Raw genomic sequence first — 23,107 nt, forward strand, 5'->3', positions numbered from 1 at the left:
TTTGTAACCGGTTACATTTGTGGTTGAAAAAGGAGGACTTTTCTATGTCAAATACTCTATTTAGCTTACAATTATTCACACTGCGTGAAGAAACTGAAAAAGATTTTATTGGAACATTAGAGAAAGTTGCAAAGCTTGGATATCAAGGGGTAGAGTTTGCTGGATATGGAGGATTAACGTCAAAGCAATTGAGACAGGAACTTGATCGCTTAGGGTTAAAAGCAAGTTCTAGTCATGTTCAATTATCTGTTCTAGAAAATGAATTAGCTAGGGTCATTGAATTTCAACAAACAATAGGTAGTCGACACGTAGCGTGCCCTGTCCTTCCAGCTGAAAGAAGAACAAAAGAAGCTTACTATGAACTTATTCCAATTTTAAATGAAATTGGTCGAAAATGTCACGAGGAAGGAATTACACTTTCTTATCATAATCATGATTTTGAATTAGTTGACCTAGATAATGGTAAAAAGCCTTTAGAAATACTTCTAGATGAAACAAATCCTGAATGGGTAAAGGCTGAGTTTGATGTCTACTGGTTAACAAAAGCTGGTGAAGACCCAGTTCATTGGTTAAAACGTTATGAAGGAAGAACACCACTTGTTCATCTTAAGGACATGACGACAGATGGGGAGAAGTTTTTTGCGGAATTAGGAACTGGTGGGGTTAATGTAGAAGGGGTACTTAATCAGGGGATGAGTTCAGGTGTGGAGTGGTTTGTTGTTGAGCAGGACAGATCAAGAAGAACACCTTTTGAGAGCATCGAAATCAGTATGGATTTTTTGAAAGAAAAACAATTAATAACAGTTTAAAGTTGAAAACGAAAACAAAGGGGATGGAAGAATGAAAAAATTACTTTCTGTTTTAACGATAATGACTGTTTTGTTTCTAACTGCATGTGGACTTAATGGTGGTGGCTCTACAGAACAGGCAACATCTGATTCTGGTGAGAGTAAGTCTAACGGAGGGAAAAAGACACTTGAATTCTGGCATATTGATACAGGGGAAAAAGAGGCAGTTTATGAAGAAGCAGTTGAACGATTCAAGGAAAAGCATCCTGACGTAGATGTAAAGGTTCTTCAAATTCCAAATGATGCATACAAGCAAAAGTTATCTGTTGCTATGTCTGGAAATGACGCACCAGATGTATTCCATAGTTGGGGTGGAGGATGGCTGAAGAACTTTGTGGACCAGGGGAAGGTATATGATATCACAGAAACAACAGATAAATCTCACTTTAATGAACTGGCTTTGAACAATGCTACATTTGACGGCAAGGTTTACGGTCAGCCATTAAGTCTTTCAATTGATGTTGTTTTCTATAATAAAGAGTTATTTGATAAGTACGGTCTAAAAGCACCAAAAACTTATGATGAATGGTTAAATGTGATCGATACACTAAAAGAAAACGAAATTATTCCTATTGCATTAACAAACCAAACAAAATGGCCCGGAGCTTATTATTTAATGAACTTTGCAAGTAGAATTGCTGGGCCTGAACTGTTTGAGAGTGCTTTTAATAGAGAGGGTAGAGGCTTTGATGACCCAGCTTATGTTGAGGCAGGAAAGTATATTCAAGAATTGGTAGAAAGAGACGCGTTTAATCCAGGATTTAACGGTGTACCGTATGATGAAGGTCAAGGGCGTCAGTTAATGTATACTGGTCAAGCAGCGATGATGGATATGACAATCTCATTCTTAAATAACGTAAGACAAGAGGCTCCTGAATTCGAGGAAAAGTTAGACTTTTTCTTATTCCCAACTATTCCTGGAGGTAAAGGGAACGAAACACATGTTGGGGCAGCAACCGGACCTGTTTGGTCAGTTGCACAAAACAGTGAAAACCCTGACTTAGCTGCTGAGTTAGTTAATGAACTAACAAGCAAAGAAACAGCGCAAAATTACACAGATCGCACTGGCTCATTAACAGGTGTGAAAGATGTTGTTCCAGCTGATGAATTTACAAAACGTTTTTATGAAGTGGTAGAACAAGCAACTCATTTACAAATGCCGTATGATCAAACTCTTCCACCTGAATTAGCAGAATTACACAAAGACACGACTCAAGCTGTATTTGGGCTAGATATGACACCTGAAGATGCTGCAAAGAAAATGGAAGAAAAAGCAAAAGAGCTTTTAGAGTAGTGCGGTAAGGGGGGATTTCCCCTCTTATTGTAAAAAAGGAGTGGCTGAAATGGATACACATATAAAAGTGGCTGAAAATAGGACGGTAGTCAAAAAAGTATCACGTACACAAAAGAAAATAAAAAGCGCCTTAACTATTAGTGCGTTTGTCGCCCCTGCCATTATTATTTATGCAGTCTATGTTTTGTTCCCTATTATGTCTACCCTCATGTACAGTTTTTATAAATGGGACGGAATGGGAGTAGGAGTATTTATAGGATTACAAAATTATGTTGACCTTTTTAAAGACGCAATTTTTTGGAGAGCCCTCACAAATAATACATGGGTAGTGTTAACCTCGGTATTTGCTCAAATTCCTCTTGGGTTAATTATGGCACTTATGTTATTTGCACCAATAAAAGGAATTAAATTCTTTAGCAGTGTTTATTTCTTTCCATTTCTTATGTCAACAGTAGCAATCGGTTTGTTATGGGTTTTAATGTTTGATCCAATAAATGGGATAATCAATAGTATCATTAATGTATTTGGATTTGAAAATGTTTCATGGCTAAGTGAAACAAATACAGCATTATTTGCTGTATTATTGGTTATTGTTTGGCAATTCTCTCCGTTTTATATGATTCTTTTTAAAGCAGCCATTGTTGGAATACCGGATGAATTATATGAAGCTGCTGAAATTGATGGTGCAAGTTCTTTCCAAAAGTTTTTTCAGATTACATTACCTCTCCTGATGCCAACAATTGTAAGCTCTTCAATTCTAGCAATTGTAGGTTCGTTAAAAGCATTTGATATCTTCTATATTATGACAGGTGGAGGGCCTAACCACGGAACGGAACTATTAGGAACGTATATGTTTAAACAGGCTTTTATCAACTTCAATATGGGCTATGCTAGTGCTATTGCCTTTATTATGTTCTTCTTAGCCTTATTCGTTACGATTATTATTCAGGTAATGGATCATTTACGTAAAAAGAAAGGAGCCTACGGAATATGACAATGGGATTAAAAAAAGTACCTCTCTATATCATTGCCATTATGTTGTTAGTCTTCACTGGTTTTCCTTTCATCTATATGATTTCAACTTCACTCAAGTCACGAAGTCAATTCTTTGAGGAGCCATTTGCGCTATTTTCATCATTTAATTTTGAAAACTTTCGATCCGTTTTTGAAATGGGGTTAACACGATATTTTTTAAATAGTATTTTGGTGTCTGTAGTAGCTGTTTTTGTGGTAATGCTAGTAGCAGCGTTAGCGAGTTATCCTTTAAGTAGAATGAAATTTAAGTTGAACAAAGTATTATTCCTACTATTTATATCAGGTATGATGCTGCCTATTCATGCTACTCTTATTCCAATTTTTAAGCTCACACAAAGCATGGGGGTTTTTGATACAGTATGGGCTTTATTAGGACCATATATCGCTTTTAGTCTCCCAATCTCAATTTTCATTTTGACTCAGTTTATGCAAGAAATTCCCAAGTCATTAGAGGAAGCTGCGAAGATGGATGGCTGTAACCATTTTGGAATCTTCTGGAGAGTAATCTTGCCGATGTTAACACCTGCGTTAATGACAGTGTTAATCTATAACTTTATCCACTTATGGAATGAGTTTATTTTTGCCCTCGTTCTAATTTCAAGCCCAGAAAACATGACATTACCATTAGGCTTACAAGACTTTAGAGGAGAATTCTCAGTAAATATACCTGGTCTTATGGCCGCCTTAACACTAGCAAGCTTACCAATTCTTGTTGTTTACCTTTTCTCACAAGAGAAAGTTGTAAAAGGATTAGCAGGTGGGGCAGTGAAAGGATAAAACAAATTATTGGGGGATGAAAAACCATGTCAAAGATAAAAGTAGCTGTAATTGGTTGTGGAAGTATTGCAAGAAGACGTCATTTAGTTGAGTATGCAAATAATGATAATGTCGAAATCATAGCAGTGTGTGACATTGTGGAATCGCGAGCAGTAGAGATGGCTGAAAAATATGAAGCACAGGCTTTTACACAATATGAGAAAGTCGTTCAACTTGCGGAGGTAGATGTGATAAGTGTTTGTTTACCAAATGATCTACACGCTCCTGTTTCAATTGCTGCTTTAAATGCTGGAAAAAATGTTCTTTGTGAAAAACCTATGGCAACGTCCAGAAAAGAAGCAGAAGAAATGATAGAAGCTGCAGAGAAGAATAACAAAACATTAATGATTGCACATAATCAACGCTTTGTATCTTCTCACCAAAAAGCAAGACAAATAATAGAAAGTGGTGAGCTTGGAAAAATTTATAGTTTTCGAACAACTTTTGGACATCCGGGACCGGAGAGATGGAGTATTGATGGAAGGAATAGTTGGTTTTTTGATAAAGAACGGGCATTCATTGGTGCACTAGGAGATTTGGGTGTCCATAAATCAGATTTAATTCGCTATTTATTAGGAGATGTTGCGGAGGTAAGTGCATTTGTTGAAACATCTGCAAAAGAAGATACACTGGTAGATGATAATGCGATAGCTATTTTGAAAATGGAATCTGGTGTTATTGGAACATTAACAGCTAGCTGGTCATATGTAGCTGGTGGAGACAATTCTACAGTCATTTACGCTGAAAATGCTGTTTTAAGATTAGAGGATGATCCAGATCATTCACTAATTGTTCAATATAATAATGGTGAAGTTGTGAAGCATCAACTAGATAAAATACAAACGAATGATGAAGGTGGTCAAACGAATACACATGTTATTGATCACTTTATAGACTCTATCCTGAATAAAAAAGCCCCCCTTATAAATGGGGAAGAAGGGAAAAAGTCACTTGAGGTAATTTTAGCAGCACTTGAAGCTAATGAAACAAAAAAAGTAGTGATGATAAATAAAATACCTGTAGTATAAGCAGCCGTTGTTAAGTGAGTCTATTCTATATGACTCACTTATTTTTTGTTTAGAGCCCTTCGTAAAAAGCTACCTAAAATTAACTATATCTAATTCTTAAGAATTTCTTCATATTTTCCCCACCTTAATGTTAAGAACTTTTGCTTATACTGAGTACATCCCTAGCAGATAACACATGGTATACTTTGGAAAGGAGGATAGAAGGATGAATAATTATACCGTTTTAGTAGTAGATGATGATAAAGAAATACGTGAGGCAATTGAAATATATTTGAGAAATGAAGGCATGACTGTGTTATTGGCAAAGGATGGCGTTGAGGCGATTGAGTGTTTAGAGGAAAACGAAGTTCATTTAATTGTTTTAGACATTATGATGCCAAGAATGGACGGAATTTCTGCAACGTTTAAAATTCGTGAAAAGAAAAATATCCCGATTATTATTTTAAGTGCTAAAAGTGAGGACACTGACAAAATCTTAGGATTACAGGTAGGGGCTGACGACTATGTAACAAAGCCGTTTAACCCTCTCGAGCTTATCGCAAGAGTGAAGTCACAGCTTAGAAGATATGTAAAACTAGGTCATTTTGAAGGAAGAAATCAATTAATTGATCTTAATGGTTTAATGATCGATCAAGAAGCAAAAGAAGTGACTGTAAATGGAGAAGCGGTAAAACTGACTCCAATTGAATATAAAATTGTCGAACTATTAATGGTAAACGCTGGTCGAGTGTTTTCTATTTCTGAAATTTATGAAAAGGTATGGCAGGAGCCTTGCTATAATGCGGAAAATACCGTGGCTGTGCATATTCGTAAAATTAGAGAAAAAATTGAAATCGACCCTAAAAATCCTAGATATTTAAAGGTGGTATGGGGCATTGGATACAAAATGGAAAAATAGGATCATTCTAATCTTATGGCTTGTTTTATTTACTTTTGGAGTAAGTGGTGTTTTAACAGCACTATTAAATGATCAAGACTATATGAAAACAAGCTATTTTAAAACCTCGCAATATAGAGATACGGTGGGCGCTTATGCCAGCTATCTACATGCGTTTGAAATGGATTATCAATCAAAAGAAGATATGAAAGAGGCTATTACCGTATCAAAGGAAGAGATAGATGAGTATCGTTTCATGTATGGTGAATTGTCCGAACAGATTAGTAGCATAGAGGAACAATATGTATCAAGGATTCAAGAAGCACAGGCTAATAATAATCAAGATCAAGCAAATTTGTATATTAAAGAAAGAGATGCAAAAATAGCGGACATTACGAAAAATTTTGAAAGTGATGAGTACGTTGAAGAAAAAATTAGAAAAGAAAAAGAACAAAGAGTAGATGAGTACTATAAAGAGCTGGCTACATACCGGCAGGATTTTCGCGTTTATGATGAGGCTTTTTCTTATTTTCTAGTAAACACATCCACTGGTGAGGTTTTTACAAATCTACCTACAAAGGATCAAGCAGAAGTAGATAAGTACATTTCATCAGATAAAATGCTTCATATTGATCAATATCCTTCAAAGAATAACGGCTATTTAGATATAGCTGAGCTTTCCTTTATATATGGATACGAAGATCTTATCTCTCATGATCAAGCAAATTCTTTATATGAAGGGAAAATTGGTCTGCGAGAAGGAGTTTCAAGTTCTAATGCCATAATGGTTTCATATAAGCAGTATGATCAGCAAAGAAAGTTATTTTGGATCTATACAATTGGGGCAATTGTGGCACTTTTTGCTAGTTTATTCATAGGTAGAAAAATTCAAATTTTAAATAAAATAAGCTCTCATAAATCACGGGAAATTTATAATAAACTTCCACTTGATCTAGCAGTTACTCTCACTGGAATTACATTATTAATCTCTCTAGTATTCATTACGGACTTTCCTAATTTATACAATTATTACACGTTTAGAGATGTATTAAATCAACTCTTTATCATGAGTGTATTTCTTGGATTAACAATAATTCAATTGATTTTCTTATATCCAATTGTAAAAGATTTATCTAAAAACAGAGAAATCCTAAGAAAAACAATGACTGCGCGATTCTTAAAAATCATAAGAGAAGCTTTTTATAACCGTCGCGTTGGAACTCAAGTATTACTCATTTTAGGGTTTGTTTATCTGTTTGGTCTTGGAGCAGGTCCAATCTTTATTGAACCTGAATTTATGATTGCATATGTTCCTGCATTTTTCATTATTGGTATTCCTGTTTTTATATTGATCGTAAGAAAAGTTGGATACTTTAATAAAATTACCCGCAATGCACATGCTCTCGCCTCTGGTCAATTTGAACCTGATTTAAAAGTAGTTGGGAAATCCGTACTTGCAAAACTAGCGGAAGATATTAATACAATGAAGCATGGAGTAAAAACCTCACAAAAAGCGCAAGCGAAAAGTGAGAGGCTAAAAACTGAACTCATTACAAATGTTAGTCATGATTTAAGAACACCTTTAACTTCCATTATTACGTATTCAGAGTTGTTGAAAAACCCTGAGTTAACTGAAGATGAACGCAGCACATATATTGAAATCATTGATCGAAAATCTAAAAGATTAAAAGTGTTAATTGACGATTTATTTGAAGCATCGAAAATGGCAAGCGGCAATATTGAACTATCAAAAACGAAGGTGGATATTGTTCAACTTCTTCAACAATCACTGGCAGAATATAATGAAACGATTCAAGCTTCTACAATCCAATTTCGAATTACAAATCCAGATTCACCTGTTTATGCTTTAATCGACGGACAAAAGCTTTGGAGGGTATTTGATAATTTAATTGGTAACATTATTAAATATTCATTAGAGCATACTCGTGCTTATATAGCTATTAAAGTGGACAATAGTCAAATCATTATTAGCTTTAAAAACATCTCAAAATATGAGCTTAGTGATGATGTGGATGAGTTATTTGAACGTTTTAAGCGAGGAGATACTTCACGTCATACAGATGGATCAGGATTAGGACTTGCGATTGCCAAATCGATTATTGATTTACATGAAGGACATTTAGATATTGACGTTGATGGTGATTTGTTTAAAGTTACCATTGTTTTAGAAAACATAGAATAGTGAAAAGTCAGCTCCAAAGGGGGCTGACTATTATTTTTCCTTACAATACTTTAACTGGTCACTTACATTTTCTTTACATTCACATATTAAAATTTAAGTACCCACTTTTTTCTAAATGTGTTTTGGAGGTGCTATATGAAGGAAAGTATCATCTTTATACATGGCTTAACTGGCTCAAAGCGCGCTTTTAAGAAACAAATAGAGTACTTCAATCAGGATTATCATACATATACATATGATTTACTTGGTCATGGAGAACATATAGGTAAACATGTTCACTTTACTCTGGATAATTTAGTAAAGCAATTAGAAGCGTTTTATGATGCAAATGGCATAAAGGAAGCCCATATTTGTTCCTTGAGCTATAGTTGTTATCCAAGTGCTATATTCGCAAACAAATGGAAAGAGCGAGTGAAAAGCTTGTGCTTCATAGGCGGACATTATAATGCACCTTCCAAGCTATTAGATGTTCTTAGATTTTATTGGGATACTCGTGATGAAGATTACGATACATGGCTGAAAAAATATTCTAATGATATTTATCCTACAGAAAGCATACTCGATCTTTATTCGGCTATTTCTAAAAGAATCTACTATAAGTTCGGGTTAAAGCTTGATGAACAAATTTTAAAGAATGCTATCTGGCATCGGCTGAATTATGATTTGAGAAGCCATTTAGAGAGAGTAACGACTCCGGTGTTATGGGTGATGGGTGAGTATGATAGCTTGTATAAATCCACGTTAACTGACCTGAAAAGTATTATTCCTCACGTAATTTATAAGGAAATAAAGCATGCTGGTCATGCTGCAAACTTGTTCAGGCCAAATTGTTTTAGGGATATATACGAGAACTTTTTAGTTCATCATACAATGGAAAAAATGAGGCAACAAAAAATGCTTAACATCGTATGAACATGTTAAGCATTTTTGTTTTTATTAAAGTTTAAATTTAGTAACTAAATTGTTTAATTCATTAGACATAGAGCTAATACTTTCAATTGTTGCAGAAACATCTGTCATAAGCTCTTGTTGTTTGGTCGTTAGCTGTACTGTTTCTTGTGTGCTAACTGCCGTTCCTTCAGCTATGTTTGAGGCTTCTAACGCTGATGCACTCACTTCTTCAGTTGATGCGGTCATTTGTTCAGCAGTTGTTGTGACTTCAATCACCTGCTGAGACATTCCATTAACAGAAGAAAGAATGTCGGAGAAAACATTGCTTGCTATGTCTACAGACTGTAATCCGTTTTTTACATCATGGATAACGGTGTCCATGGCTACAACTGTTTCTGTTGTATCTTTATCAATTTTATCTAAAATCTGTTGAATTCCACTTGTAGAGTGCTCTGTTTGTTCAGCTAATTTTCGTACCTCATTTGCAACAACAGCAAACCCTTTTCCTGCTTCACCTGCTCTTGCAGCTTCAATTGCTGCATTTAAAGCAAGCAAATTCGTTTGTGCAGAAATTTCTTTTATAAGAGTAATAATAGAAGTAATTTCATCAGAGTGATTTTTTAAGGTTTCGATTAAACCAGCCGAATGATGAACCGATTTCTCGATTGTATTCATTTGTGTAGTTAAGCTATTAATTGAATTCTTTCCGTTCTCAACATCATTTACTGTTTTATAAGATAGGTCTGAAGTCTTTGATGCAGCTTCAGCAATTTGTGTCACACCAACAGCTAATTCTTCAATAACCTTTGCACTTTCATTTAAACTATGAAATTGAGATGTAGACTTATCAGATACAGTTTCCATCGTTAAGGCAATTTGGTCACTAGCTTGTTTTGTTTCATTCGTTATTGATTGAAGAGTCGTACTTGATTTTGCTAGCTGAACAGAATTTCGATGGATACTCTCAATTACACTTCGAATGTCCTCAGACATTTGCTGAAGAGCACTAGAAAGAATACCGATTTCATCCTTTCGTTTACTAACAAAACGGTTTGAAAAATCTCCATTTCCCATTTGCTTAACTTGTAATGTTAATTTTTTTATAGGCTTTGTTATAGAAGATGTAAAAAAATACAGTATAGCTAAACTAATGAATAAGATAATAGCTGAGATCATTAATGTGTTTCTTTTTTCAGTTGCAAGAGAATCATAAAAGTTCGAAACATCAAGATCTACACCTAACACACTGATTATTTCTCCATTACTGTTTTTAATTGGGATATAGGCTGTTGCAAGTGCGCCGTATTCTTCTGATACACCCATTTCTATTTCGGTCTTACCTGATTCAAACACTTTCATTGTACTTGGAAACTCACTTATGTCTTCTTCAACTTCTAAAAATTGTGACTCATCTTCATGACCAACTGGCATGCCATCAGCAATGTATACATAGTCATACCCTTTATCGTTTTTTACACGATTAATCGTATATAAGTATTCAACTCCATTTGCTTCGCGGATTTCATTTAATTGCTCTCTAAGCTCATAATAATAATCTGTTTCTTTGTTACTACTTACTAATTGCTCGTATTTATTTAGATCAATTATTTCAACAGCTTGGTTTGCGATACCAGATGCTTGACTTGTAATGACCTCAGACACAATTTCGGAAGTAGAACTAAAGGTGATAAAGCCAATTAAAACCGATGATAAAATTAAGATTAGTGAAAAAATAAGTAATATTTTGATTTTTATACTTTTCAACATGTTTGAACCTCGCAAAATAGTATATTATTCAATAGCTATCAGGAAAAAAGACCTAACAAAAGGATCATACCGTTTTTTGGAAAAAAAAAACATCCTTATCAATCGACAAAAAATGACATATACTAATAGAAGGCGCTTTCTTTCTAAAAATGATATGTAAATAAGATTAAAATCATATGATTAATCTCATATAGATATCGATTCCGAACATTTTTAATGAAATTTCATGCGAAAGATGATATGATAGAATTATCTTAAAATTTAATAGAATAATAAATTCTAAGGGAAGGTGACATAATGACAGCAAGAACTGAAATAAATGACAGCAGTCTTCCGTTGCGTCGTGATGTGAAATCATTAGGACATATTCTGGGAGAAATTATCGTTCATCATGGAGGAACGGAGCTACTTGATAAAGTTGAAAAGCTAAGGATGATGGCGAAATCACTTCGAAATAACTTTGACGAGCAAACATATAAGGAACTAAAAGAAGAAATTTTAAACCTAGATACACCAATGCGAAAACAAGTTATTCGCGCCTTTTCAATTTATTTCCATCTAATTAATGCCGCAGAATCTAATCACCGAATTCGTCGCCGTCGTGAATATCAGCTCCAAGATGATCATGTTGTTCAACCAGCATCAATTGAAAGTGCCATCCTATCATTAAAGGATAATGAAATTGATGAGAATACCATTCAAAATGTATTGAACACGTTATCATTAGAGTTAATCATTACAGCGCATCCAACAGAAGCAACAAAGCGCTCAGTTATCGAAATTCAAAAGCGAATCGGTAATATATTGAAAAGCTTAGATAATAATATGCTGACTAATAAAGAACGTAAACAGCTTGAGGATAGCTTATTAAATGAAGTAACGATTCTATGGCAAACAGACGAACTTCGTCATCGTAAACCAACAGTAATGGATGAAGTACGCAACGGCCTATATTATTTTGAACAAACATTTTTTGATGTACTTCCTGAGATTCATCAAGACTTAGAAGAAGGTCTGTCTGAACAATTCCCAGGACATAACTGGGATGTACCGAACTTCCTTCGCTTTGGATCATGGATCGGTGGAGACCGTGATGGTAACCCGAATGTAACACCTGAAGTAACGTGGGAAACATTAGAAAGTCATCGTGAATTAGTTCTAAAGAAATATAAAGAATCATTAGTAGAAGTAATGAAGCGCTTTAGTCACTCAAGTACACGCGTTCAAGTTAGTGAAGAACTTCTATCAAATGTAGAGAAAGAAGAACAAACATACTTAACAAATGATAAAAAGTGGCCTGTTGAAACAGAAGTATATCGTCGAAAAATTGCTATTATATTAGCGCGCCTTGAAGAAGTAGGAAAATCAGATATCGGATACAAAGCATCTGAAGAACTTCTAGAGGATTTATATCTTATTCAACGTAGTGTAGATACACATCAGCCTGCAAAACGTGAGTTAAAGATGTTGAAAAAGTTTATTCGTCAAGTACAACTGTTTGGCTTCCATTTAGCTACACTTGATATTCGTAACCATAGTGGAGAGCACGAAGCAGCCATTACAGAAATATTGCGTAAAGTAAAAGTAACAGAGGATTATTCGGCTCTTAGTGAGGAAGAAAAAATCAAAACATTAGAGAGTGTTTTAAAAGATCCTCGTCCTGTTTTATTATTAAATGAAGATTACTCAAAAGAAACGCAAGAAATGATCAAAGTTTTCACAATGATCAAGAAGGCACATGATACATTTGGGAAAAAATCAATTCTTGTTTATCTTATTAGTATGACTCAATCTGCAAGTGATTTGCTTGAAGTGTTGGTGCTTGCAAAAGAAGCAGGTATATATCGTCTTCATGCTGATGGGTCAGTGGAAAGTCATTTAAATGTTGCTCCACTTCTTGAAACAGTAGATGACTTAATTGCGGGTCCGAAGATCATGGAAACATTATTTAACATGGATGTTTACCGTAATCATCTGAAAATTCATGGAGATTCCCAAGAAATCATGCTTGGTTATTCCGATGGAAGTAAAGATGGTGGAACGGTAACAGCAAACTGGAAGCTTTACAAAGCTCAGCTAGAAATTCATGATATGGCAAAGACTTATAATATTGGTTTAAAATTCTTCCATGGACGTGGTGGATCACTAGGTCGTGGCGGCGGTCCGTTAAATCGAAGCATTCTTTCTCAGCCTGCTGAAACATTAGGAGATGGTGTAAAGATAACTGAACAAGGTGAAGTGCTTTCTTCTCGCTATCTTATTGAGGATATTGCTTACCGAAGCTTAGAACAAGCAACATCTACATTGCTTGAAGCATCTGTTAATCTTTCAAAGAATTCAGAGCAACAACATTTACGTGAAAAGGTTTGGGAAGATGCAATGGAAGAGATTTCAAATGTTTCTCTTAAAAAGTATCAATCACTTGTGTTCCAAGATCCAGATTTCCTAACGTATTTTATTGAAGCAACACCATTAAACGAATTAGCTGAATTGAATATAGGTTCACGTCCTATGAAGCGTAAAGACCGTAATCGTTTTGAAGACTTACGTGCAATTCCATGGGTTTTTGCATGGACACAAAGTCGTCAATTACTACCAGCATGGTATGCGGCAGGTACAGGTTTAGAAAGCTTTGCTTCAGAAAGTGAAGATAACTTAAAGCTTCTGCAACGTATGTACAAGGAATGGACTTTCTTCCGTTCTACAATTGATAATCTGCAAATGGCTCTAATGAAAGCAGATATCACAACAGCTAAAGAATATACATCTTTAGTTAATGATCAGGAAATTGCTGATCGTATTTTCGGTAATATCGTGGAAGAATATGAAAAAACGAAAACGATTCTTCTTCAAATTACAGGTGATGATGAGTTATTAGATCATACACCAAATATTAAAGAATCTGTACACCGCAGAAATCCATATGTAGATCCTTTGAACTTCTTACAAGTAGAGCTTATTAAGGAACTTCGTAAACAAGAACAACCAAATGAAGAGTTATTAACAGAAGTATTATTAACAATCAGCGGAATTGCAGCTGGATTACGTAATACAGGTTGATTTACTGTTAAAAAAAGGCTGTCGATCTTTATTAGATCGGCGGTCTTTTTTTGTGGAGAATTTTATTGAAAACTTCTTATTCTATATATACTATAAAGCCAATTTTCGTAAAAAAATATTAAGTTGTTATAAAATCTTACAAAAAACTGATGGTTTCTAGTTACCTAGTAAGATGATAAGAAAAATAATCTTACAAAATGCAAAAGAAACAGATAGGACGTTTTAACATTTTGTAAGATGGCGAACGAAATTTAAGAAAGTACAATCAATATATGATGAATACGAAAAGAGAAAGGAGTGAGGAGTAACTAATATTTTTTACGTTAAATATGGTGTAAAGAAAAGTTTCCTTAATAATAGAAAAAGTGGTGGATAAGGGGGACTATAGGTGAATCGAGAAAGGAAAGAAATTTCGCTAACTGACCTAAAACAAAATTTCGAAGAAGTGGAAAAAGGACTTTCAAATCGAGAAGCCTTGGAAGAAGCGAATCGATGTTTATACTGTTATGACGCTCCTTGTATCAAGGCATGTCCTACGGAAATTGATATTCCTTCCTTTATTAAAAAAATCTCAAGTGGGAATCTAAAAGGCTCTGCCAAGACAATTATGCAATCAAATCCAGTTGGCGCTAGTTGTGCTCGGGTATGCCCAACAGAGGAACTATGTGAGGGAGCATGTGTCCTGAATTATTCTACTAAGCCAATCATGATAGGGAATCTACAAAGGTATGCAACAGATTGGGCCATTCATAATGAACAGATTCTTTTCCAAGAAGGGGAGAAAAATGGCAAACGTGTAGCGATTATAGGAAGTGGTCCAGCAGGGCTATCAGCAGCTAGAGAGCTAGCTCGATTAGGCTATGAAGTCACCATTTTTGAGGCAGAGGAAAAGGCTGGAGGGTTAAACACGTATGGCATTGTATCATTTCGTCTACCTCAAAATGTTACGTATTGGGAAGTTGATCAGGTGAAAAAGCTGAATGTAGAAATCAAAACAAACACTAGGGTCGGTACGGATGTTTCTGTAGAAGCGCTTCTCAGGACTTACGATTCTATCATTCTAGCAGCAGGAATGGCACAGGTTCCGAAATTAAATATAGAAGGAGAAGAGGCTACTGGAGTTTACGATGCGATTAATTTTGTGAAAGAAACAAAATCAACAGAGATACCGACGAACCTGATTGGAAAGAAGGTCGCAGTTATTGGGGCTGGTAACACGGCCATTGATGCAGCGACCTGTTCTGTAAGGTTAGGTGCAGCAAACGTCAAAATTATTTATCGTCGTACCTTAAAGGAAATGACAGCCTATGATTTTGAGTTTGAATTTGCTAAACAGGATGGAGTTGAATTTAGTTGGTTAACTGCTCCAAAAAAAATTATTTCTGATGAAACAGGAAAAGTCATTGGTCTAGAGTGTATCAAAATGGAGTTATCTGAAAAAGGTGAGGATGGCAGAAGACATCCAGTTGAGATTAAAGGGTCTGAGTATGTTATGGAAGTAGACGCAGTAATACGTGCAATCGGACAATCGAGGCATAATCAATTGCTGGAAAAGCTAGAAGTTGAACATCAGGCTGGAGTAGTTATTCTTGCAAATGGTTCACAGCAAACATCTAATCCAAAAGTGTTCGCTTGTGGTGATGTTATTTTTGGGAAAGGTCAAGGTGAGGCCATGGTTGTGTCGGCAGCACAACAAGGAAAATTAGCTGCCTATGAACTTCATCAAAAGCTAGGTAGTGAAGCTGTTGAAACAGCATAGTAAAGTATGAATTCGATAATAAGGAGGTTTAAGTATGGCTGATTTACATATTGATCTTGCCGGAATAAAATCACCCAATCCGTTTTGGTTGGCCTCTGCTCCTCCCACAAATTCCGGATACCAAGTACAACGAGCGTTTGAAGCTGGTTGGGGTGGTGCTGTTTGGAAGACTTTAGGTGAACCGATAATTAATACTTCTTCACGCTTTGCAGCAGTTAGTTTTAATGGCCAAAGAGTAGCAGGTTTTAATAATATTGAGCTTATTACTGATCGACCACTTGAGGTCAACTTAAAAGAAATATACGAAACAAAGAAGAAATTTCCCCATCATGCAATTATTGCTTCAGTAATGGTTGAACCGAAACAGGAAAAATGGCATGAAATTATTAAAAGGGTAGAGGATGTTGGTGTAGATGGATTTGAACTAAACTTTGGATGTCCCCATGGTATGGCTGAACGGGGGATGGGGGCAGCTTCAGGTCAGGTCCCTGAATTAGTAGAAAAGCAAACATCTTGGGTAAAGGAGGTTGCCACATCCCCAGTTATTGTAAAGCTCACTCCTAATATTACAGATATAACTGTAACTGCTGAAGCGGCTGTACAGGGGGGAGCGGACGCCATTAGTATGATTAACACAATAAATAGTTTAGCGGGGGTGGATATTCATTCATGGAAAACAATTCCACATGTTGGTGGGAAAGGAGCGCACGGTGGCTACTGTGGGCCAGCAGTAAAACCAATTGCACTCAACATGGTAGCAGAATGTGCAAGAAATTCAAAAGTTAATGTACCTATTTCTGGGATAGGTGGCATTTCCAGCTGGCAGGATGCAGTTGAATTTTTATTAATGGGTGCAACTGGAGTTCAAGTATGTACAGCTGCTATGCACCATGGCTTTAGAATTGTTGAAGATATGATTGAGGGTCTATCAAACTATCTAGATGATAAAGGGCTTAATTCTATCATGGAGATTGTCGGAAAGTCTGTAACCAATTATTCTGAATGGGGAAATTTGGATTTAAACTATAAAGTAGTTGCTCGAATTAACAATGATGTTTGCATTAATTGTAATAAGTGCCATATTGCGTGTGAAGATACATCACACCAATGTATTGACTTGCTAAGAGATCCAATAGGAAAGACTTCATTAAAGGTAAGAGAAGAAGATTGTGTAGGTTGTAATTTATGTTCTATTGTATGTCCTGTAGACGGGGCGATCAATATGGTAGAGGTGAAAAGTGAGCTTCCGCCAATGAGCTGGAATGAGCGACAATCTGTATTAGCGACTATGACTAATAGTAGCGTTAACCTAGTAAAATAAACGGGGTGTTTCTCTTGAAAAAGTTAATTACAAATGGAACGATTGTAACTGCAGTAGACACGTACCAGGCAGATATAGTAATAGAAAACGAGAAGATTATCGCAATTGGAAGTAATCTTCATATAGAAGTAGATGAAGTCATTGACGCAAAAGGGACATATCTATTTCCTGGAGGAATAGACCCCCACACACATCTTGACATGCCTTTTGGAGGTACAGTGACGAAGGATGATTTTGAGACAGGCACGATTGCAGCGGCATTTGGTGGAACTACGACTGTTATTGATTTTTGTTTAACAAACAAAGGAGAACCATTAAAAAAGGCAATCAAAACATGGCATGATAAATCAGAAGATAAAGCCGTTATTGATTATAGCTTTCATCTAATGATTGGAGAAATTAATGAAGAAGTGCTAGGGGAACTTACTAGTGTAATAAACGATGAAGGAATTACGTCATTCAAAGTGTTTATGGCATACAAAGATGTGTTTCAAGCTGATGATGGAACATTATACCGTACATTAGAAGCAGCAAAAGAGCTTGGTGCGCTAGTTATGGTCCATGCTGAAAATGGTGATGTAATCGATTATTTGACGAAGAAGGCATTGGCGGAAGGAAAGACTGAACCAATCTATCATGCACTGACAAGACCACCAGAAATAGAAGGTGAAGCAACAGGCAGGGCAGCAAAATTAACAGAGTTAACGAATTCACAACTATATGTGGTCCATGTTTCTTGTCAGGATGCCGTAGAAAAAATTGCCGAAGCAAGAAGTAAAGGGATAGATGTGTGGGGGGAAACATGTCCACAGTATTTAGTTCTCGATAAAACGTACTTAGAAAAACCAAATTTTGAAGGGGCAAAATATGTATGGTCACCACCACTTAGGGAGAAACATCATCAAGATGTTCTTTGGAATGCTTTAAAAAGCGGTGAACTTCAAACATTAGGTTCAGATCAATGTTCGTTTGACTTTAATGGGCAAAAATCCTTAGGGAAAAATGATTTTACAAAGATTCCAAATGGAGGTCCAATGATTGAGGATCGAATGAGTATTCTATTCTCTGAAGGGGTGAAAAAAGATCGAATTACCTTGAATCAATTCGTTGATATTACCTCAACACGAGCTGCAAAGTTATTTGGCTTATTTCCACAAAAGGGAACAATAGCAGTAGGTTCAGATGCTGACATTGTTATTTTTGATCCGAATGTAGAAAGGACAATTTCTGTAGAAACCCATCATATGGCCGTTGATTATAATGCTTTTGAAGGTATGAAAGTAACGGGGGAACCTGTTTCTGTTTTATCTAAAGGGGAATTTGTTGTTCGTGACAAATTTTTTGTAGGTAAAGCTGGAAAAGGTAAGTTTATAAAGAGAGCTAAGTATGGACAATACTCCATCCGAGATCAGGAAATAAAGGTACCATTGTAAAAAACATCTTACTCAGAAGGCAATCGGTTTTCTTGCTGATTGCTTTCAATCTACATTTCACCTCTTGTTTCTTTTCCTTAATGTCTATCAACTGTATTTCAAGAAGAAAGTATAAATCTAGGAGGTTATTAATATGGCAAAAAATTATTTGAAGTCTCCAGATCTATTACCGATATCTCATGATAAAAAGAAAATCGGAGCCGTTGGCTTTTCATTTATCTGGGTTGGGATGGCTGTTGTATTAGCAGCTTTCGCCATTGGTGGAGCGGGTGTACAAAGTTTATCCTTAGGCTGGGTTGTTATTGCTACTATTATTGCCTCTTTGGCACTTGGTTTTCTAATGACAATGACAGGTGACATTGGGGTTGAACATGGTTTATCGTTTCCAGTTTATATGAGGGCACCTTTTGGGACAGTGGGAACACATATACCGTCGATCGTTCGTGGTTTTGTGGCATCTTGCTGGTTTGGAGTTAACACATATTTTGGATCAACTGCTATGAACGCGATCTTGGCAACAATGGTTGGATTTGATAATTGGTTTGTATGCTTCATTATTTTTGGTGCTCTCCAAGTGGCTAATACAGCGTTAGGGATAAAAGCTGTTGAACGTTTTGCTGACTTAGCAGCACCTATCATCATTATTATTTCAGGATGGATGTATTTCACCTTATCAGATCAAGCATTACAACAGGGCCGTGAAGTATGGTCTTGGATTGAAAGTCCTGTAACAGGAGGGGCTGCAGTTACTGCATTTATCGTTGTTATTATGTCTAATATGGGGTTTTGGGGAACACTAACAGCCGATATGCCTTCATTATCTCGTTTTGTAAAGGCACCCTTACATGAGAGGAATTGGTTTAAGCGTAATAAAGCACAAATTGCAGGAAATTTAATTGCTTATCCTATCGTTCAAACATTTATGGTAATGATTGGTGCCGTTTCTTATGTGGCTGTGTCAAACTATGATCCTGTTGTAGCTTTACAGCAATCAGCTAGCGGACTTATTTTAGGTATTCTTTTATTAATGATTGTGTTTGCTCAATGGTCAACAAATATAACAGCTAACTTAATACCTGCAGCAACAATATTTTCAAATGTTGGAGGACCGAAAATTCCATTTTGGGCAGGTGTTGTCGTTGCAGGAATTGTAGGTGTCATCGTTCAACCTTGGAGTTTGTTTGGAATCATTACACAAATTTTATTAATTGTTGGGGGAGTACTTTCAGCAATTGTAGGAATCTTAATTGCTGATTATTATTTGATTCGTAAGCGTCGGGTAAATGTACCTGATTTATATGAAAGTGATGGACAATACCATTATGCAAACGGAATAAACTGGGCAGGTTTAATTTCATGGATTCTTGGAGGAGGAGCTGCCGTCATCTTCGCAAATTACTCGTTTATTGTGGGATTTGCAGTTGGAGCAATTAGTTATTTTCTTTTAGGGAAGTATTGGTGGTTTGAGAAATATAAACAAGCAGAGTTAACAGATCCTAGCGATGAGAAATATTTAGGAATCTCTGTCGGCAGAAATTGGAAAATTGAAGTCGAGCAAGAGGTTGAAATTGATGTTGCTATCTCACCAAATCCAACTGCAGAGAAAGTGTAGACAGGAGGAATAGAGAATTATGTCTGAGTATAAGGAATTTCTACTGGAAAAAGAAAAAATAGATAGCTTATTAGATCAAGGGTTTCAGATTGTAGGTGTTATAGAAAATGTGAGTGGAGCGTTTGTTACTTTTGAAAAAGGAGATGACGGTGAAAAGGAAGTAAGACAAATTCAACTTAAAATGGCAGAGGCAAGAAAATATTTTTCAACTCTTTTATGGATAAAAGAATCAACATAATCTTTTAGGAAACAGGACGATAAATCAAGGTCCTGTTTTTCTATTGTAAGTAAATATTACAACTTCATGGTTGTTCCATATATTTCTATTTATAATACTTGTTATTATGATAGAAAAGGTGGTTGGCCAATGAAATCATACATCTCAATTAAAAATATATTAGAGAGAAAGCACTTTGAAGAAGCTGAAATTGTTGCTGGTGAAAAAGGATTAGGGCATCAAATAAAATGGGTTCATGTTGTAGAGTCTATCCAAATAAATAATTTATTAAAGGGAAGCGAACTTATTTTATCTACTGGCCTTGGTTGGAAAGAAAAGCCTGAGCAACTTTTTTCTTTTGTCAAACAATTAATTGATTGTCATGCTGCAGGTCTATGTATAGAAATGAATACTTATATTAAAGATATTCCACAAAACGTAATAGAATTGGCAGATTCTTATCAATTTCCAATTATATTATTCCATAAAGAAGTGCTATTTGTAGAAATTACTCACGATATTCATTCCCTCATTATCAATAATCAATATCAACTCCTCTCTGATTTAGAGCAATATTCTCAAATATTAAATAAAATGATTATAGAAATAGACCAACACAGAGATGTTTTATCATTTCTTCAGAAATATTTAGAAGTGCAGGTTTTTGCAGTATTCCATTCTGGAAAAATTGAAAGTTTTCCTAACATGACAGAAAAACTAAAGCAACAGGTGTTGAATAGAAAAAAGGCTGAGAATAATGAAAGATCAATAACTAAACCTGTCCAAATACTTGGTGATACATATGCAGAGATCACGATTGTTTCTACTGGTCGCAGACTTAATGATTTCGATTCATTAATCTTAGATCGAACAACAACTGTTCTAGGGCAATTTTGGTTAAGAGATTTATATGTGAATGAAAAAAGAATGGATAGTGAAAAAGATTGGCTGACAGATTGGATAGAAGGGGAGCTAAGGGAAGATGTATTAGTCGAGCAATTATCGAAGACAGAACGATCTACTCCGTTTACAGGTGCCGTTGTTTGGGTTTGTAAAGTAAAAGATTTAACAGTAAGAACTGTTAACAAGGAATTCACCTATTTTAAATTAATGACAAGAACAGTGTTTGAACAATTCGGTTTTCATCTGTATTTCGTTGAAACAAAACAACATATTGTTGTTATTTCATTGGATAAACGTAAATCAGATAGCTGGAAGCAAAGGATGATAAAAGCTTTTCAAAGAATTCAGCAACATGACTCATATAATAAAAATACTATACAGGAAATTCCAGTCGGTGTAGGGCAATACGTAAAGAAAAACCTCATGAATATAACCAAAAGCTATCATTCAGCTAAAGAAACTCTTGAACTTCAAGAGTTTGTAGCTGTTGAAAACAAAAGCATGTTTTATCAGGATCTACATTTATATCGGATGTTAACACTTCTTAAAAATCAGGGGAATTTAGAAGAAACTGTTTACGAGTATTTGGAACCAGTTATTGAATATGATAGAAAGTATAATTGTGAACTATTATCGACTTTAAAGGTATATATGGAATGTAATGGATCAAAGCAAGAAACATCAAAACGATTATTTATTGTAAGACAAACACTTTATCATCGTATTGAAAAATTAGAGGCAATCCTAGGTGGAAACTTTATGAATTCAAAGAAGAGACTTGAACTTGAGTTTATGTTAGTTGCATATGATTACTTAACAACTCATAAAAAAGAAATGCATTTGAAATCTCCGGTAAGATTATAGTTTTAACAATTGATTAATATAAATAAATTGTATCATAGTGTAAATACTAATATTTGTAAAATGAAATTTTCAACTAAAATATGGAGGTGTTAACATGAATCAAAAGCCTTTACATTACGATGGTAGTATTCCTTTTACCTATGAAACAACAAATGAAACAAACTTAACAGAAGCTTATGAAATGACAGATGAAGTAAGAAAAAACATTGGAGCAAATCCTTATACGTTTAACGAAACGGAATAAACTTGAAAGGATTTGTTTTCTAACTGAAACAAATCCTTTTAAATTGCTTTTTTTTTCGCCTTACAACGAGACTTTTTAAAAATTAGGACAATCTTGGATTATTTTTTATGATTTCGTTCAAACTAAAATGACTACATAAAGAAAGGTAGATTAAATATGGCAAAAGTATTGTATATTACTGCTCATCCTCATGATGATAAAGTCTCATTCAGTATGGCAGCAGGTAAGGCATTTATTGATTCTTATAAAGAATCAAATCCAAATGATGAGATCGTGCATATTGATTTATACAAAGAGCATATACCTCACATTGATGTTGATGTATTTAGTGGTTGGGGAAAACTTCAAACAGGTAAAGGATTTGAAGAATTATCTGAGGATGAAAAAGCAAAAGTCAGTCGTCTTAATGAATTATGTGAGCAATTTATAAATGGAGATAAATATGTATTTGTCACACCATTTTGGAATTTCTCATTTCCTCCTGTAATGAAAGCATATATTGATTCTGTTGCAGTAGCAGGAAAAACTTTTAAATATACGGAGCAAGGACCTGTTGGGTTACTAACAGATAAAAAAGCTCTTCACATTCAAGCAAGAGGTGGCATTTATTCAGAAGGTCCGGCAGCAGAAGTTGAAATGGGACATCGTTACCTTACCGTTATTATGAATTTCTTTGGCGTACCTTCTTTTGATGGGTTATTTATTGAAGGTCATGCAGCAATGCCAGATAAAGCGGAAGAAATTAAACAGAATGGGATTGCCCGTGCAAAGGATTTAGCGAAAACATTTTAATTAAACCTTTTAAGTTGAAAAGGGCCCAATGATTTAAGAGGATACCATTTGAGGTATCTTCTTTTTTGTATCCACCAAAATGTAGCATAATGGAGACGTGTTGCTTTACAAAATGTCTAATGAACGAGTCTTTTTAATGATTG

General features: G+C 35.3%; 18 protein-coding genes. 17 read left to right on the top strand and 1 reads right to left on the bottom strand.

The features are described from left to right. Window positions 1–44: 44 nt before the first annotated feature. From ACEWK1_RS16165 to ACEWK1_RS16200, 8 genes are all read left to right on the top strand, one after another. Complete coding sequence (locus ACEWK1_RS16165; RefSeq protein ID WP_121660917.1) at window positions 45–809, top strand: sugar phosphate isomerase/epimerase family protein; 765 nt, start codon at window positions 45–47, stop codon at window positions 807–809. Window positions 810–840: 31 nt separating this feature from the next. After that, the gene (locus ACEWK1_RS16170) at window positions 841–2,142 is read left to right on the top strand and encodes an ABC transporter substrate-binding protein (RefSeq protein WP_121660918.1); all 1,302 of its coding nucleotides are present in this window, start codon (window positions 841–843) and stop codon (window positions 2,140–2,142) included. Window positions 2,143–2,191: 49 nt separating this feature from the next. After that, complete coding sequence (locus ACEWK1_RS16175) at window positions 2,192–3,136, top strand: carbohydrate ABC transporter permease (protein ID WP_121660919.1); 945 nt, start codon at window positions 2,192–2,194, stop codon at window positions 3,134–3,136. Further along, window positions 3,133–3,954 (top strand): carbohydrate ABC transporter permease, encoded by an 822-nt coding sequence (locus tag ACEWK1_RS16180; protein ID WP_121660920.1) that lies wholly within the window; start codon window positions 3,133–3,135, stop codon window positions 3,952–3,954. Before ACEWK1_RS16175 ends, ACEWK1_RS16180 begins: the two co-directional genes overlap by 4 nt. A 26-nt stretch (window positions 3,955–3,980) precedes the next feature. Next, a complete protein-coding gene (locus ACEWK1_RS16185) occupies window positions 3,981–5,021 on the top strand; it encodes a Gfo/Idh/MocA family protein (protein ID WP_212137241.1) in 1,041 nt (346 codons plus the stop codon). 205 nt (window positions 5,022–5,226) lie between these two features. Next, window positions 5,227–5,919, top strand: coding sequence for a response regulator transcription factor (locus ACEWK1_RS16190; RefSeq protein ID WP_121660922.1), 693 nt, complete (start codon window positions 5,227–5,229; stop codon window positions 5,917–5,919). Next, window positions 5,897–8,101 carry a sensor histidine kinase gene (locus ACEWK1_RS16195; RefSeq protein ID WP_416636469.1) on the top strand — a complete coding sequence of 735 codons (2,205 nt, stop codon included), beginning with the start codon at window positions 5,897–5,899 and terminating at the stop codon, window positions 8,099–8,101. Before ACEWK1_RS16190 ends, ACEWK1_RS16195 begins: the two co-directional genes overlap by 23 nt. A 135-nt stretch (window positions 8,102–8,236) precedes the next feature. Then, window positions 8,237–9,013, top strand: a complete 777-nt coding sequence (locus ACEWK1_RS16200) for an alpha/beta fold hydrolase (protein ID WP_121660924.1) — start codon at window positions 8,237–8,239, stop codon at window positions 9,011–9,013. A gap of 24 nt (window positions 9,014–9,037) precedes the next feature. Here the strand turns inward: ACEWK1_RS16200 and ACEWK1_RS16205 are convergent, their stop codons facing one another. Next, window positions 9,038–10,759: a methyl-accepting chemotaxis protein gene (locus ACEWK1_RS16205; RefSeq protein WP_121660925.1), complete on the bottom strand. Its 1,722-nt coding sequence runs from the start codon at window positions 10,757–10,759 to the stop codon at window positions 9,038–9,040. A 297-nt stretch (window positions 10,760–11,056) separates the two neighbouring features. Between ACEWK1_RS16205 and ppc the strand changes: the two genes are divergently transcribed. From ppc to ACEWK1_RS16250, 9 genes are all read left to right on the top strand, one after another. After that, complete coding sequence (gene ppc, locus ACEWK1_RS16210) at window positions 11,057–13,819, top strand: phosphoenolpyruvate carboxylase (RefSeq protein ID WP_121660926.1); 2,763 nt, start codon at window positions 11,057–11,059, stop codon at window positions 13,817–13,819. A 388-nt stretch (window positions 13,820–14,207) separates the two neighbouring features. Continuing rightward, window positions 14,208–15,578, top strand: a complete 1,371-nt coding sequence (locus ACEWK1_RS16215) for an NAD(P)-dependent oxidoreductase (protein ID WP_232273565.1) — start codon at window positions 14,208–14,210, stop codon at window positions 15,576–15,578. A gap of 34 nt (window positions 15,579–15,612) precedes the next feature. Then, window positions 15,613–16,899, top strand: coding sequence for an NAD-dependent dihydropyrimidine dehydrogenase subunit PreA (preA, locus tag ACEWK1_RS16220; RefSeq protein ID WP_212137245.1), 1,287 nt, complete (start codon window positions 15,613–15,615; stop codon window positions 16,897–16,899). A gap of 14 nt (window positions 16,900–16,913) precedes the next feature. Next, window positions 16,914–18,332, top strand: a complete 1,419-nt coding sequence (gene hydA / locus ACEWK1_RS16225; protein WP_212137247.1) for a dihydropyrimidinase — start codon at window positions 16,914–16,916, stop codon at window positions 18,330–18,332. A 133-nt stretch (window positions 18,333–18,465) separates the two neighbouring features. Further along, entirely contained in the window at window positions 18,466–19,944 is a 1,479-nt protein-coding gene (locus ACEWK1_RS16230) for an NCS1 family transporter (protein ID WP_121660929.1), read from the top strand. Window positions 19,945–19,963: 19 nt separating this feature from the next. Continuing rightward, the gene (locus ACEWK1_RS16235; RefSeq protein ID WP_212137249.1) at window positions 19,964–20,182 is read left to right on the top strand and encodes a hypothetical protein; all 219 of its coding nucleotides are present in this window, start codon (window positions 19,964–19,966) and stop codon (window positions 20,180–20,182) included. 129 nt (window positions 20,183–20,311) lie between these two features. Continuing rightward, entirely contained in the window at window positions 20,312–21,928 is a 1,617-nt protein-coding gene (locus ACEWK1_RS16240) for a PucR family transcriptional regulator (RefSeq protein WP_212137251.1), read from the top strand. Between the two features lie 94 nt (window positions 21,929–22,022). Beyond that, a complete protein-coding gene (locus tag ACEWK1_RS16245) occupies window positions 22,023–22,172 on the top strand; it encodes a hypothetical protein (RefSeq protein WP_162987264.1) in 150 nt (49 codons plus the stop codon). A 156-nt stretch (window positions 22,173–22,328) separates the two neighbouring features. Beyond that, window positions 22,329–22,964, top strand: coding sequence for an FMN-dependent NADH-azoreductase (locus ACEWK1_RS16250; RefSeq protein ID WP_121660932.1), 636 nt, complete (start codon window positions 22,329–22,331; stop codon window positions 22,962–22,964). The last annotated feature ends 143 nt before the right edge of the window (window positions 22,965–23,107 follow it).

The organism is Metabacillus sp. YM-086, assembly GCF_048059995.1.
GTDB lineage: Bacteria > Bacillota > Bacilli > Bacillales > Bacillaceae > Metabacillus > Metabacillus litoralis_B.

Bases quoted from the DNA above. Each gene is read 5' to 3' on its own strand.
- ACEWK1_RS16230 (WP_121660929.1), top strand. From the start codon at position 18,466: ATGGCAAAAAATTATTTGAAGTCTCCAGATCTATTACCGATATCTCAT.
- ACEWK1_RS16185 (WP_212137241.1), top strand. From the start codon at position 3,981: ATGTCAAAGATAAAAGTAGCTGTAATTGGTTGTGGAAGTATTGCAAGA.
- ppc (WP_121660926.1), top strand. From the start codon at position 11,057: ATGACAGCAAGAACTGAAATAAATGACAGCAGTCTTCCGTTGCGTCGT.
- ACEWK1_RS16190 (WP_121660922.1), top strand. From the start codon at position 5,227: ATGAATAATTATACCGTTTTAGTAGTAGATGATGATAAAGAAATACGT.
- ACEWK1_RS16175 (WP_121660919.1), top strand. From the start codon at position 2,192: ATGGATACACATATAAAAGTGGCTGAAAATAGGACGGTAGTCAAAAAA.
- ACEWK1_RS16165 (WP_121660917.1), top strand. From the start codon at position 45: ATGTCAAATACTCTATTTAGCTTACAATTATTCACACTGCGTGAAGAA.
- preA (WP_212137245.1), top strand. From the start codon at position 15,613: ATGGCTGATTTACATATTGATCTTGCCGGAATAAAATCACCCAATCCG.
- ACEWK1_RS16205 (WP_121660925.1), bottom strand. From the start codon at position 10,759: ATGTTGAAAAGTATAAAAATCAAAATATTACTTATTTTTTCACTAATC.
- ACEWK1_RS16180 (WP_121660920.1), top strand. From the start codon at position 3,133: ATGACAATGGGATTAAAAAAAGTACCTCTCTATATCATTGCCATTATG.
- ACEWK1_RS16170 (WP_121660918.1), top strand. From the start codon at position 841: ATGAAAAAATTACTTTCTGTTTTAACGATAATGACTGTTTTGTTTCTA.
- ACEWK1_RS16245 (WP_162987264.1), top strand. From the start codon at position 22,023: ATGAATCAAAAGCCTTTACATTACGATGGTAGTATTCCTTTTACCTAT.
- ACEWK1_RS16235 (WP_212137249.1), top strand. From the start codon at position 19,964: ATGTCTGAGTATAAGGAATTTCTACTGGAAAAAGAAAAAATAGATAGC.
- ACEWK1_RS16240 (WP_212137251.1), top strand. From the start codon at position 20,312: ATGAAATCATACATCTCAATTAAAAATATATTAGAGAGAAAGCACTTT.
- ACEWK1_RS16200 (WP_121660924.1), top strand. From the start codon at position 8,237: ATGAAGGAAAGTATCATCTTTATACATGGCTTAACTGGCTCAAAGCGC.
- ACEWK1_RS16250 (WP_121660932.1), top strand. From the start codon at position 22,329: ATGGCAAAAGTATTGTATATTACTGCTCATCCTCATGATGATAAAGTC.